Below are 12,920 nucleotides of genomic sequence, written 5' to 3'. Positions count from 1 at the left end.
TCGACCGCCGTGGACAAGGAGAAAGGCACCACCGTGCGACGCAGACTCCCCTCGCTGATCATCGCTGCCCTCGTCCTGGCCGTCACCGCCTGCGGCTCCGGCACGGACGACACCGGCACCTCGACACCCACCGACGCCGCGCTCAAGGTCGGCGTCAGCCCGGTGCCGCACGGCGAGATCCTCACCTACGTCAGGGACAACCTGGCGGAGAAGGCGGGGCTGGAACTGGAGATCGTGGAGTTCACCGACTACGTGCAGCCGAACCGGGCGCTCGCCGACGGGCAACTCGACGCGAACTACTTCCAGCACGTCCCGTACCTGGACGAGGAGAAGGCCGCCAAGGGTTACCGGTTCACCGCGCTGGAGCCGGTGCACATCGAGCCGCTCGGGGTGTACTCGAAGAAGGTCGACAGCCTCGCCGACCTGCCGGCCAAGGGCGTGGTCGCCATCCCGAACGACCCGTCGAACTCGGGCCGGGCGCTCAGCCTGCTCGCGAACAACGGTGTGATCACGCTCCGGGAGGGCGCCGGGGTGAAGGCCACCACCCGCGACATCGTCGACAACCCGAAGCAGTTGGAGTTCCGGGAGCTGGAGGCGGCGCAGCTGCCGCGCAGCCTCGACGACACCGCCGCGGCGGTCGTCAACGGCAACTACGCCATCGACGCCGGCCTCACCCCGGCCACCGACGCCCTCGCCCTGGAGAAGGGGGACGGCAACCCGTACGCGAACCTGCTGGTGGTCCGCGACGGCGGCGACAGCGACCCCCGGGTGCGGAAGCTGGAGGAGCTGCTGCACTCCGCCGAGGTGAAGACGTTCATCGGCGACCGGTACAAGGGCTCGGTGACGACCGCCTTCTGAGCGCCCCACGCGCAGCCCACCCGGTGACGGCCGGTGGGCTGCGCGGCCCGCTACTGGCCAGTGGTCTTGGCGATGATGCGTTCCATCTCCTCCTGACCGAAGGCCCGCAGGGTCGCGGTACGGACGTTGCCCGCCCCGCCCAGTTGCAGGAGCGCCGCGGCGGCTGTCTCGTCGTCGGACGCCTCGACGACGGCCACGAGGTCGTATGAACCGACGGTCCAGTAGATGTTCAGGAGTTTCGCCCCGAGCTTCTGGGTCGCTGCGGCGAATGCCTCGGCGCGTTTCGCGGTGTCCTTGTAGCCTCGGATTCCCTGATCGGTCCAGTTCAGCAACGCGACGTACGTCGGCATGGTCCTTCACCTCCATGAAGAGATCCCATCGTAAGACCGATAACGGACACAATGTCTTAAATATGCATCAAGTTCGCACCCGAGCGGGTGATGCGAGTGATCGTCGTGCCGGGGCGGCCCGATAGCGTCTGAGCGGTGCGCACCCCTTCCGATCCGACCGACCTGACCTCCGGCGAACAGGCGATCGACGCCCGCGTCCGCGCGGTCCTGGCCCGGCTGCCCCGGCACGGGCCGCTCGCCGGGCTCACCGAGTTCCTGGCCTTCGGACTCAAGCAGGCCTGGGCGTGCGTCTTCGGCGGGGCGATGCTGGCGGTCATCATGGCGGCGCATCTCTGGTATCCGGAGGACGCGGCGTTCGCCCGCAACGACGCCCTGACCGTCGCCGCCGTCGCCATCCAGGTCGTGATGGTGGCCGGACGTCTGGAAACCCTGCGCGAGCTACGGGTCGTGCTCCTGTTCCACCTCGTCGGCACCGCCATGGAGCTGTTCAAGACCGACGTCGGCTCGTGGTCCTACGCGCCCGACGGCGTCCTGCGGATCGGCGCCGTCCCCCTCTTCACCGGTTTCATGTACGCCGCGGTGGGCTCCTACATGGTCCGGGTCCACCGGCTGTTCGACCTGCGTTTCGTCCGCTACCCGAGAAGGTGGGCGACGGCCGCCCTGGCCGTCGCCATCTACGTCAACTTCTTCACCAACCACTACGTCTGGGACGCCCGCTGGGTGCTGATCGCCGTCGTCGTGCTGGTGTTCGGGCGCTGTGTCATGCAGTTCCGCGTCTTCCGGTTCCGGTGGCGCATGCCGCTCCTGCTGGCCTTCCTCCTCGTCGCCTTCTTCATCTGGCTCGCGGAGAACATCGCCACCTGGTCGAACGCGTGGTTCTACCCCGGTCAGCTGGACGGTTGGCAACCCGTGTCGCCGGCCAAGCTCGCCTCCTGGTTCCTCCTCATGATCATCTCGGTCGTGCTGGTCACCTGGATCTCCCCGCCGGAGCCCCCCGACGACGACCGGAGCCCGCGGTCCCCGGACGACGTCACCGCCGCCGACCGGCGGGACGTCATCCCGGCCGCCCCGACCCGCGACGACTGACGGAGTCGGGGCTCCGGCGGCAGGGCCGAGGAGTCACGGTTCGATCGGGCGGACCCGCTCGCGGTACCGCTCCTGGAGGGCCACGTTGTGCGCGTCGCCCTGGGCGAGGTTCGCCGAGATGTAGACCGGCAGGTCGAGGCCCCGGTCCAGGAGCCGGCGGCAGACCAGCTCGGTGAGCATCTGGGCGACGAACACCCCGGTGAGCGACGACAGCGCCCCGATCCGGACTCCCGGGCTGATCTCCAGCGCCGCGTCCCCGGCCGGAGCGAGATTGTCGATCACCACGTCCGCCAGGTCGGCCAGGTGCGGTCCCCCGGTCGCCCGCGCCCCGGCGGACCGGGTGTGGGTGAGCGAGGTGACGGCGACGATCGGGTGGCCCCGGTCCCGGGCCAGCGTCGCCATCTCGACCACGGCGGCGTTGATGCCGGAGTTGGAGACGATCAGGAAGGGATCGTGCGCGGCGGGCGCGGCGAGCGCGTAGATCCGCTCGGCCAGGCCGGACTCACGCTCGTACGTCGGGTCCAGGACCGGCCCCGGGTCGGCGCCGCCGAACATCACGAGGTCCTTGACCGCCAGCATGCTGACCGGGGCGAGGCCACCGGCCCGCGCCGCGAGTTCGAGGGTGACGATCCGCGAGTGACCGGTCCCGAAGGCCTGGAGCACACCACCGGCGGCGATCGAGTCCGCGACGAGCGTGGCCGCCGACTCGATCGCGGTGAGCTGGGTGGTGAGGACCTGGTCGAGCGCGGTCCGGGCGATGGCGGCGTAGGCGGGTTCAGGCACTGTTCCTCCTGGAACGACGGTCGCGGGCGGCCTCGACGGCCGCCTCGACGGCGGTTTCGACGACGATCTCGCCGCTGCCGGCGCTGACCGGGCTGGCGAAGGTTTCGTAGCAGGGCGGGGTGTCGCGGGCGGGCAGATAGCCGAGGTAGCCGTTCGTGTAGCCGAGGACCACGACGTCCCCCGCCCGGTCCGTCGCGCCGGCCCGGATCGCCTCGCCCAGCTCCAGGAACAGTTCGCCGGGCACTCCGACGACGGTGACGCCGTCGAGGTCGACCGCCGCGATCTCGACCTCGTACGGTTCGCGGCGCTGGCGGACCGCCTGTTCCCGCGCGATCCGCAGCCCCTGGTGCAGGACCCGGTGGATGCGCTCGTCCCGGACCTGGGGAACCGGACGCGCGGACGCGTCGAGTTCCGCCGGTTGTTTGGGCCGCAGGCGCACGCTCCGCGAGACCGGCGGGCGCACCGGGGCCGCCGGGCCGCCGACGGGTGCCGGCGGTGGCACGAACCGGTCGGCCACCCGGACGCCGAGCCGGTCCACCTCGGGTGGCCCGTGCCCCTGGCGGGTGTGCCGGGTACTGATGTCGCCGGCGGCCCCGGTGGCGACGACCACCCACCGGTCGGGCGCGGCCAACGCCCGGCGGATCCCCCCGGTCAGGTCCGCGCTCACGTGGTTGTTGGCGGCGGGGAGGATGGTCGGGTGGACCGGCGAGACCACGACCAGGCCGACCACGTCCGTGCCCACGGTGACCACGATCGTGTCGACGGGGATGTCCATCGGTGGCGGGTCCACGACGTTGCGGCGACCCGCGAGTCCGGAGACCAGCGTGCGGGTGGCGGCGAGCCGGGCTGGCCGCTCGGCCGCCACGGCCCGGCTCGTGGCCGCCAGCGACGCGGCCACGAGCCGGTCGCCGACGTGGCGTGGGGTGACCCCGCCACCGGGGGCGCAACCCGCCTCCGGGCTCGCGTGGGTGTGCGTGGCCGCGACCCAGCAGGACGGCACCCCGACGTCCCGCAGGGCGGCCCGGATCCGCTCGACGACGTCGGCGTTCACACAGATCAGGTCCACGACCACCAGCGCGAACCGGTGACCGTCGTCGGCGAAGGTCACCACGTGCACCTCGAGCGGATCGAGCACGTCCTGGACGCCCTGGGAGCGGTCGACGTACCCGCCCATCGGTTCGCCGGGCACCACCGTGAGACGCGCCGTACCGTGTCCGACCCTCATGCGGCACCGCCCGGACTCTGGTCCGCCAGCAGGCGGGCGTAGGGACCGGTGCCGTCCAGCAGCGTGGGCCCACCGTCGAGCGGTTCCGCCCGGGGAGCGACCAGCGGCAGCCCTCGGGCGGCGAGCTCCGCCGACAGCGCCCGGTGCAGGACGTTCCCCGGAGCCAGGAGCCGTCCGCTGTACGACACCCGGCGCTCCGCCCCGTCGAGACGGAGCCGCGCGGTCGCCGCCTGGGCCGCGGCCGCGAGGTCGGTCGCCGCACCGGCGCAGATCCGACGGGCCACCGGGTCGGCCCGGTCGGCGGCGTCGAGGACGTCGACGGCGAACGCGGCGGTCCGGGGGACCAGATCCGGATCCCGGTAGTAGCGCTGGAGCGCCGCCAGGTCGCGGCCCCCGAGCGCCGCGACGAGGCGGTCGGCCAGCTCGGTTCCCGGGCCGGTGCGGTCGTACGCGGCGGTGGCGGCACGCATCCCGGCCAGCCCGACGGCGTACGCGCTGCCCCGGTCGCCGAGATGCGGACCCCACCCGTCCAGCCGGGCGTGGGCGCCGTCGGCGGCCACCGCCAGGACCGTCGTCCCGGTGCCGACGCACAGGACCACACCGGCACCGCCGAGGACGCCGGCGTGGGCGAGGACGCTGTCCTCCACGACCACGGCCGGACCACCGAGGAGCCCGGTGAGGGCGTGGGCGAGGCGTCGACGCTCGGCGTCCTCGCCGGGCAGGCCGGTCAGACCGGCGACCACACCCGCCACCCGCGAGGGAACGGCGATGGTGGCCGCGGCGTCGCGGACGGCGGCCAGGATCCGGTCGACGCCGTCCTCGTGGGGCCGGTAGGAGAAGCCCGGCCCGACCGCGAGCCGACGGCCCTCGGGCGTGCGCAGCAACATCCTGAGCTGCGACTTCCCGCCGTCGATGGTGATCGTCACGGTCATTTCGACATCCCTGCGGTCAGGCCGGCGACGATCTGCCGGGTGGCCAGCGCGAACACCACGGCCAGCGGGACCAGGGCGATCACGAGCCCGGCGAAGAGGGTGCCGCGGTCGGCGGCGAACTCGCCGAAGAAGCGGGTCAGCCCGACCGGGACGGTGTACTTCTCGCTGCTGCGCAGCAGCACCAGCGGATAGAAGAAGTCGTTCCAGGTCGGCGCGAACTGGAAGACGGTCACCACCGCGAGCGCCGGACGCATCAGGGGCAGCACGATCGACACGAACAGGCGCCCCTCGTGTGCGCCGTCGATCCGCGCGGCCTCCTCCAGCTCCCCGGGGAGCCCCCGCATGAAGCCCATGATCACGAAGACGGAGAACGGGACGCCGCTGGCCGCGTAGAGCAACACCAGCCCGATCCGGCTGTCGATCAGGTTCATCGACTGGAACATGTAGAACACCGGCAGCAGGCCGAGCTTCGCCGGGATCATCAGTCCGGACAGGAAGAACGCCGCCAGCAGGGCGCGCCCCCGGAACCGCCACCGGGACAGGGCGTAGGCGGCCAGCGCCGACACGCCCACGCACAGCACCACCGAGGCAGCCGTGACGGCCAGGGAGTTGAGGAAGTACGTCGAGATCGACGCGGTCTCCCAGGCGCGGGTGTAGTTGCTGACGTCGAAGGAGCTGGGCAGCCCGACCGGCGCGCGGAGGATCTCCGCGTTGGACCGGAACGAGCCGATCAGCACCAGCAGCAGCGGGCCGAAGGCGACCGCCGCGTACGTCCAGAGCACGACCTGGACGCCGACGCTCCGGGCCAGCGACCGGGGGCGGGCGGCCCCCGGTCGCGGTGAGCCGCCGGTGGCCGGCGACGTGCGACGGGGGGCGGCCAGCAGGGTGCTCATGTGACCTCCCGGCGGCGGAGCACCCGCTCCAGGGCGACGGAGACCCCGAAGATGAGCACGAAGATGAGCATGGCCAACGCCGAGGACTCTCCGATCGCGTTGCTGCCGCCCTGGAAGGCGGTCCGGTAGTAGAGCAGGCCCAGCACGTCCATGGCGCCGCCGGGTCCGCCGTCGGATCCGCCCAGCGCGTAGACGAGGTCGAAGATGTTGAAGCAGCCGATGAAGGTCAGCACGGTGATCACCCCGACCGCCGGCATCAGCAGCGGGAACCGGACGCTCCAGAAGGTCCGGGTGGCCGACGCGCCGTCCATGGCGGCGGCCTCCTCCAGCTCGCGCGGTACACCGGCCAGGGCGGCGCCGAAGATGAGCATCGGCCCGCCGACCCACTGCCAGGCGTTGACCAGGATCAGCACCGGCAGCGCGGTGTCCGGCTCACCGAGCCACGGCCGTGCCCACGAGTCCAGGCCGACCGCCCGGAGCGCCACGTTGATCGGGCCGAAGGTGGGGCTGAGCAGGAGCGACCAGATGTAGCCGACGATCAGCGGGCTGATCAGGTAGGGCAGCGAGAAGAGGGTCTGGAACAACCGCTTCCCCCGGGGGCTGCGGTGCAGGAGCACGGCCAGGCCCAGCCCGACGGTGTTCTGGATGGCCATGGTGCCGACGAAGAAGAGCACGTTGTGCCCGAGCGCGGCGGAGATCTGGTCGCTGAGCGGATAGCGGGTGAGGATCTCCTGGTAGTTGCCGATCCCGACGAACTCCCCCTGGCGCGTGCCCTCCCAGCGGAAGAACCCGTAGTAGAAGGCGGTGAGCAGGGGCACCACGAGGAAGAGGCCGTAGAGGGTGAAGGCCGGCAGGCAGAACGCCGCGATCCACCCCGGCGCGGTCCGTCCCACCTGGCGGCGACGCCGGGTGGGACGGACGGTCAGTTCCTGGGCCGGAACCACTGGTCGACCCCCCGCTGGATGTGTCCGGCCGCGTCGGCGGCGGTGCGTCGCCCGAGCAGGTAGTCGGAGAACGCCGCCGAGGCGAGGTCCCACGCCGTGGGCGATCCGCCGGAGAAGTACGCGTAGGTGACGTACGGGCTCGGGTTCTCCTGGTACGCCTTCAGCGCCTGGGCCAGGAGCTCGTCCTGGGGCTGGACGCCGGGCACCGCCGAGATCTGACGTAGTTCGCCGGAGTACGCCCGGCCGAACTCCTCCGACGCCATCCACCGCACCAGGTCCAGCGCCGCCTCGCGCTTGGCGGACTTGGCCGAGACCCCGAAGGATCCGTCGACGTAGCCGGGGACGAGGGTCTTGTCGACCGGCGCGCCGGGGGCGGGCGGCACGTTGAAGATGCCCATCTTCAGGTCGGGGTTGGCCTTCTGGAACACGGCGAGCTCCCAGATGCCGCCGGGGAACATCGCGGCCCGGCCGGCGGTGAAGAGCGCCTGCGCGTCGGCGTAGCTCATCCCGGACGACTGGGGCGCCCAGTACTTGTCGGTGCCCTTCCAGGTCTCGAGGGACTTCACCCAGGGCGCGTCGGTGAACTTCGACCCGCCGGTGAGCATCTTGTCGAGGTAGTCGGGGCCGCCGTAGGTGGTGGCCCCGAAGATCTCGTGCTGGATCGGCAGCATCCAGGTGTCGGTGACCGTGCTGGCCAGCGGGATGACCTTGGCGCTGTTGAGCTTGTCGAACGCCGCGACCATGTCCGCCCAGGTGGTGGGGGCGGTGATGCCGTGGTCCGCGAAGAGCTTCTGGTTGTAGATCACGTGCAGCGTCTGGAGCGCGAACGGGACGCCGTAGACCTTCTCGTCGCTCTCGCCCCGGGCGCCGTCGAGGACCGGTTCCGGGAAGCCGCCCAGCTCCTTGACGTCGTCGAGGGGCACCAGGCCGCCGGCGGCGACCAGCGGCTGGAGCAGACCGTACGAGCGCAGCTGCGCCACGTCGGGACCGTTGGCGTCGGTCAGCCCGGTCTTGAGGATCGTGTCGTACTCGGTGTTCTTGTAGGGGACGTACTCGACTGTCACCCCGGGGTTGGCGTCCTCGTAGATCTGGAAGATCTTGTTGTACGCGGCGACGTCCTCCTGCCGCCATCCCCAGACCTTCAGGTTGACGGCGTCGCCGCCGTCCCCGCTGCCGGGCGCGCACGCGGCGAGGCTGACGGTGAGCACCGCCGCCGCTCCCCACACACCGTATTTCCTGGTCATCACGTCTCCGATCGTCGTCGCGACCACCCCGTCGGACCGACGGGGAGCTCGACTGTAATACTGGTATAGACCGGTGGTCAACGGGTGGCCGGCTTCCCCCGGGGAGCCACGGACTGCCCGTACGATGGCGTCAACAGCGGGGAAGGGAGAACCGAGTCGTGCCACGGACGCGACACGAGCCGAGCGACGGAGCGCTCGAATCGTTGCTGGCGGAGCAGAACCGCGGCAAGGGCAAGCACATCACCGACGTGCTCACCGCCCTGGTCCTGGACTCCCGAGACGGCGCGCTCCTCCCCTCCGAACGGGTCCTCGCCGAGCGCTTCGCGGTGGCCCGGATGACCGTCCGGGGCGCCATCGACGCGTTGGAGAGCAAGGGGATGGTGCGGCGGGTGCCCGGACGCGGCACCTTCGTGCAGCACCCGACCCTGACCCACTCGGAGATCTTCCGCTCCTTCAGCGAGGACATGCGGATCCGCGGCATGACGCCGGGTTCCAAGAGCTACCGTGGCCGCACCCGCCCGGCCACCCGCACCGTCGCCGCCAACCTCGACATCGCTCCCGGCGAACAGACCCACTACATCGAGCGGATCCGCACCGCCGACGGGATCCCGATGGCCCTGGAACGGACCAACCTCGCCGCCGCGCGCTTCCCCAACCTGCTCGACGTGCTGGGCCGCGACGACTCGCTCTACGACGTCCTCGGCCGCGTCTTCGGGGTACGGCTCGAGTCCGCCCGGCAGGTCGTCACCATCGCGCGACTGACCGCCACCGAGGCGAAACGCCTCGAGGTCGCCGAGGACACCCCGGCCTTCCTGATCGAGCGGATCTCCGTCGACAACATGGGGAAGGTCGTGGAGTACGGGCGGTCGCTCTACCGTGGCGACCGGTACGCCATCCAGATGCACGTCAGCCCCCCGCCGCAGGGCGGCTGACGCGCATCCGGCGGATGTGGCTATCCCAGTCCGGCGAAGTAGTGCTTCTCGATCTCGGTCGCCGTCAGCGCGCGATCGTAGATCGCCGCCTCGTCGAGGTCGCCCTGGAGTCGCTGGAAGGTGTCGTCCCCACGGCCACCGAGCTTGATGCTCGCCGTGCCGACGCCCGGGGCGACCGTCGTCGCGACGCTGTTGTCCGCGACGCCGTCGAGGTACACGGTCAGTCGCGACCCGTCGAACACGGCGGCGACGTGGTGCCACCGGTCCGGCGTCAGCCGGGTGCGGCCGGACACGACGCCGTGTCCCTTGCCGGGAGCGCCGAGCGTCCACGCCTGCAGGACACCGTTGTCCACCCGCAGGACGTACCCGTTGGTCGCCGGGGTCTGGTAGCTCTCGATGACCGCCTGCCCCGGCGTGGGCACGAGCAGGTCGAGCTTGACCCACGCCTCCAGCGTGAACGGCCCGTCGAGATTGGTCCGGGGGCCCCGGGGCACGTCGACGTAGCCGTCCCCGACGTCGGCTGCGCCGTCGCCGGCGAGCACGCCCTCGACGCCCGGTCCGGCGCCCAGGTAGGTGCCGTCGCGCCCGCTGGTGGAACTGTCGACCGCCGTCCGGGAACCGGCCGCGTCGCCCAGCCTCCAGTAGCCGGCCGGGTCGGCCCCGGTGACGAACTCCGGGTAGCTGCCGTCGCCCACGACGATCGGCACCGACACGGTCACCGGCGTCGCGCCGTCCTTGTGGAACGTCACCGTCACCTGGTGGCGGCCCTCGGCGGCGCCGGCCGGGACGGTGACGGCGACCGGCACGCGGGTGACGATGGTCCGCCCGTCCGGTCGGGCGCGGAGCACCTGCGTCGCCGGGGTGACGGTCCAGCCGTCCGGGCCGGCGGCGGTGACCCGTCCGCTCACCCCGTCCTCGGCGAACACCTCGAGCGCCACCTGGAACCGCTTGGTCTTTCCGGGGGCGATGAGCGCCCCCGACGGCTCGACCGAGAGCCGGCCACGGAGCACGTCGGAGTAGTGCGGAACGATCTCGTACACGCGGGGCGCGACGCTGCCGGGCGTCCACCGGATCCGGACCGCGCTGGCGGCCAGGTCCTTGGCGGGCACCTTGGTGAACCCCTCGGCGAGCGGCCCGAGGTCCACCCAGCTGCCGTCGACGAGCGCCTGGATCATGCCGTCCGCCGGGGCGGTCGCGTCCTGCACCACCGTCACCGCGGACAGCTTGTGCGGCTTGGTGATCGGGACCGTGACGGCGTCACCGGCCTGTGGTGCGCCGGCGGCGACATAGGCCGTGTCGTCCCGCCGGTCGGTCAGCAGGCCCAGCCCGGATCCGGCGGCGGCGGCCGGCGCACCGGTGGGGGCGCCGAGGTCACCGAACCAGCGGTCGCCGACGTACGCGTCGTTCTGCGCCGCCGCGAAACTGAGCAGGTCGTCGACCGGCCCGGGACTGATCTGGTGCCACGTACGGTCGAGGACGCCACGGGCGGCTGCCTGGTCGCGCCGGGCCACCCAGGCGGCCTCGCTGGCGCCCCCGTCCTGGGCCCGGAGGAGCCGCACGGCCGCCCGACCGGCCTGACCGGTCACGCCGACCCGGTCCAGCCAGGGCGAGATCTGCTTGAGCAGGAGCGGGTTGTCGAGCTTCGCCCGGAGCTCGGCGGGAAGTTCCTCCAGCCGGCGCAGCTCACGGTCCACCCGGTCGAGCTGGGCGTTGACCGGTCGACCCGCCCGGTAGTCGGCGACGAGACGGTCGACGAGCGCGGCGAACTCCGGCCGCGCGCTCTGGTTCAGAACGCTGGCCCGGTTGTTGTCGGCGAAGAGCCGCAGGTCCTCGTACGCGTCGCCGCCGAGAAGCTGCAACGTACGCGTCCAGGAGCGCTCCGCGTCGTACGCACCCGGGTTCCAGGCGTAGTCGGCCTGGGTGCCCTGGGGGATCTGCGAGGCCTCCTGGAAGGTGACGAGCCCGTTGAAGGAGATGCCGATGACCTTGTCCGCCATGCCGGCGTCGCGGTTCTCCAGCGGGCCCAACAGCAGCCGGTTGGGGCTGTAGTCGTTGACCGGGTAGTTGTCCCAGAGCATGATCCGGTGCCGCGACCACACGTCCTGGGCGGCCTGGAGGTCGGATTCGGTGATGCTCGACGGCACCACGGCCGGCCCCGTCCAGTAGAGGTCGACGTCGGTGCTCACCAGCTCGTCGAAACGGTTGGTGTACGCCGTCTTCGTCATCCCCCAGTACTCCGTCGGCACCGTCACCATGCGGCTGGCCCCGGGGCGCTTCTCGATGAACTCCTTCTGCACGAAGTTGGTGACCTCGGCCTGGGCCACCGCGAGCGGCGACGAGTCGCCCCCGTAGGCGTCCCGGTCCTCCTGACACGCGAAGTTGCCCGACACGTCGTCCCAGGCGATGACGTAGCTCCGGACGCCGATCTCCCACATCTGGTCGAAGCGGGCCAGCAGCTTGGCCCGGTCGGTCTCACGCACGTGGCAGATCCCCTTGCTGGGCGCCATCGGCGCCTCCGGTGAGATCCGGTACACGAAGTCGACGTGGCGGGACTTCGCCAGGTCGACGATCTCCTTCAACCGGGCCAGTTCCGCCGCCTCGTACAACGAGTCCCAGTCCGAGCCGGTGCGCAGGTCGTCCGCCGGCCCGTAGAAGAACTGGTTCATCTTGTGGCGGGCCAGGAACTCGATCTGCGAGCGCCGGTCCTCCTGTGACCACACCGCGCCGTAGAAGGACTCCATGCCGCCGCGGATCCGGTACCCCGGCCAGTCGCGGATCTGCACGCCGTCGACGGCGACCCGGGAACCCTTCCGGTCGAGCAGTTGCCGGAGCGACTGCACGGCGTAGAACGTGCCGGGGCCGTCCTTCCCGGACAGCACGATCCGCTGTCGGCCGCGTCCGTCGCGACCGGCCGCCAGCACGTAGCCCTCACCGGGCAGCGCCTCCGGGCCGGTGACGCCGAGGGCGCGCAGCGCGTCCGTGCTCACCGGGGTCTCCCCCGGTCCACCCAGAACGATCATCGGGCCGCGTGCCGACAGGTCGCTGTCGCCGACGACGCGGGCGGTGACGCCGTGCGCGGAGAGCAGTTCCACCAGCGCCGTCCGCGCCGCCGGGTCGGCGGACTCGCCCGTCACGACGTCGACGGCACCGGACAGCACCACGTTTCCGGGGCGTGAGTCGATCTGCTGCGGCAGCGGAAGGATCCGCGCCGCGCCGGTGGGAGCCGGTCGCTCGGCGCCGGCCGGCAGAGGGCTCAGCACACCTGCGACGAGCGTGACCGAGACGGCGAATATGACAGAGCGGTGACGACGACCGCGAAAAGAGCGTGCCAGTAACACGCGACCTCCACTTGTCGGTCCAAATCAGTGTCTTCCGCCGGTGAGGTTCCGGCGCGGAACGCGGTGGTCTCGCCACCGCGGATGGCTGGCCGGCGCGGCCGCCGATCCGGTCGGGTCAGCAGGGGCGCGGATCGGCCGTCGGGCCCGGGAGCCTGGTAGGGGTTCTGCGGCATGGTCTATGCCAGTAATGAGAATCCCTGCCGCTCCTGGCTACGTCAAGACCACACCGGCGGATCCGACGCCGCCAAGGGCACCTTCGGCATCACTGAAACCCTCGATGGCAGCACTGTTTCAGCAGCTCAGAGGCGTTTCTCGCGGGCGGCGGCCCGGCTGGA

At 71.5% G+C, this 12,920-nt stretch carries 11 protein-coding genes; 3 read left to right on the top strand and 8 right to left on the bottom strand.

Annotated features, from left to right (window positions below; translation table 11 throughout):
* Nucleotides 1-33 precede the first annotated feature (33 nt).
* A complete protein-coding gene (locus tag QSK20_RS12980; RefSeq protein WP_285788863.1) occupies nucleotides 34-858 on the top strand; it encodes a MetQ/NlpA family ABC transporter substrate-binding protein in 825 nt (274 codons plus the stop codon).
* Nucleotides 859-908: 50 nt separating this feature from the next.
* Here QSK20_RS12980 and QSK20_RS12975 read toward each other — a convergent pair whose 3' ends face one another.
* Entirely contained in the window at nucleotides 909-1,208 is a 300-nt protein-coding gene (locus QSK20_RS12975) for a GYD domain-containing protein (protein ID WP_285788862.1), read from the bottom strand.
* A gap of 135 nt (nucleotides 1,209-1,343) precedes the next feature.
* On the opposite strand from QSK20_RS12975, the gene QSK20_RS12970 reads away from it, so the two are divergent.
* The gene (locus QSK20_RS12970) at nucleotides 1,344-2,294 is read left to right on the top strand and encodes a DUF817 domain-containing protein (RefSeq protein WP_352232291.1); all 951 of its coding nucleotides are present in this window, start codon (nucleotides 1,344-1,346) and stop codon (nucleotides 2,292-2,294) included.
* Nucleotides 2,295-2,327: 33 nt separating this feature from the next.
* Here the strand turns inward: QSK20_RS12970 and QSK20_RS12965 are convergent, their stop codons facing one another.
* Genes QSK20_RS12965 through QSK20_RS12940 form a run of 6 tightly spaced genes read right to left on the bottom strand, consistent with a single transcriptional unit; the run spans nucleotide 2,328 to nucleotide 8,315 of the window.
* Nucleotides 2,328-3,077: a sugar isomerase domain-containing protein gene (locus QSK20_RS12965; RefSeq protein WP_285788861.1), complete on the bottom strand. Its 750-nt coding sequence runs from the start codon at nucleotides 3,075-3,077 to the stop codon at nucleotides 2,328-2,330.
* A complete protein-coding gene (locus tag QSK20_RS12960; RefSeq protein ID WP_285788860.1) occupies nucleotides 3,070-4,302 on the bottom strand; it encodes a hypothetical protein in 1,233 nt (410 codons plus the stop codon). The genes QSK20_RS12965 and QSK20_RS12960 overlap by 8 nt, the downstream gene beginning before the upstream one ends.
* The gene (locus QSK20_RS12955; protein WP_285788859.1) at nucleotides 4,299-5,234 is read right to left on the bottom strand and encodes an N-acetylglucosamine kinase; all 936 of its coding nucleotides are present in this window, start codon (nucleotides 5,232-5,234) and stop codon (nucleotides 4,299-4,301) included. Before QSK20_RS12955 ends, QSK20_RS12960 begins: the two co-directional genes overlap by 4 nt.
* Nucleotides 5,231-6,127 (bottom strand): carbohydrate ABC transporter permease, encoded by an 897-nt coding sequence (locus QSK20_RS12950; RefSeq protein ID WP_285788858.1) that lies wholly within the window; start codon nucleotides 6,125-6,127, stop codon nucleotides 5,231-5,233. The genes QSK20_RS12955 and QSK20_RS12950 overlap by 4 nt, the downstream gene beginning before the upstream one ends.
* Complete coding sequence (locus QSK20_RS12945) at nucleotides 6,124-7,071, bottom strand: carbohydrate ABC transporter permease (protein WP_285788857.1); 948 nt, start codon at nucleotides 7,069-7,071, stop codon at nucleotides 6,124-6,126. Before QSK20_RS12945 ends, QSK20_RS12950 begins: the two co-directional genes overlap by 4 nt.
* Nucleotides 7,050-8,315, bottom strand: coding sequence for an ABC transporter substrate-binding protein (locus QSK20_RS12940; RefSeq protein ID WP_285788856.1), 1,266 nt, complete (start codon nucleotides 8,313-8,315; stop codon nucleotides 7,050-7,052). The genes QSK20_RS12945 and QSK20_RS12940 overlap by 22 nt, the downstream gene beginning before the upstream one ends.
* A 158-nt stretch (nucleotides 8,316-8,473) precedes the next feature.
* On the opposite strand from QSK20_RS12940, the gene QSK20_RS12935 reads away from it, so the two are divergent.
* Nucleotides 8,474-9,247 (top strand): GntR family transcriptional regulator, encoded by a 774-nt coding sequence (locus QSK20_RS12935; protein ID WP_285788855.1) that lies wholly within the window; start codon nucleotides 8,474-8,476, stop codon nucleotides 9,245-9,247.
* A 20-nt stretch (nucleotides 9,248-9,267) separates the two neighbouring features.
* Here the strand turns inward: QSK20_RS12935 and QSK20_RS12930 are convergent, their stop codons facing one another.
* A complete protein-coding gene (locus QSK20_RS12930; RefSeq protein ID WP_285788854.1) occupies nucleotides 9,268-12,507 on the bottom strand; it encodes a beta-N-acetylglucosaminidase domain-containing protein in 3,240 nt (1,079 codons plus the stop codon).
* Nucleotides 12,508-12,920 lie beyond the last annotated feature (413 nt).

Source organism: Micromonospora sp. NBRC 101691 (assembly GCF_030269285.1).
GTDB lineage: Bacteria > Actinomycetota > Actinomycetes > Mycobacteriales > Micromonosporaceae > Micromonospora > Micromonospora echinospora.
Note: the sequence above shows the minus strand (reverse complement) of the source record. Positions and strands in the feature narration are given on the sequence as shown.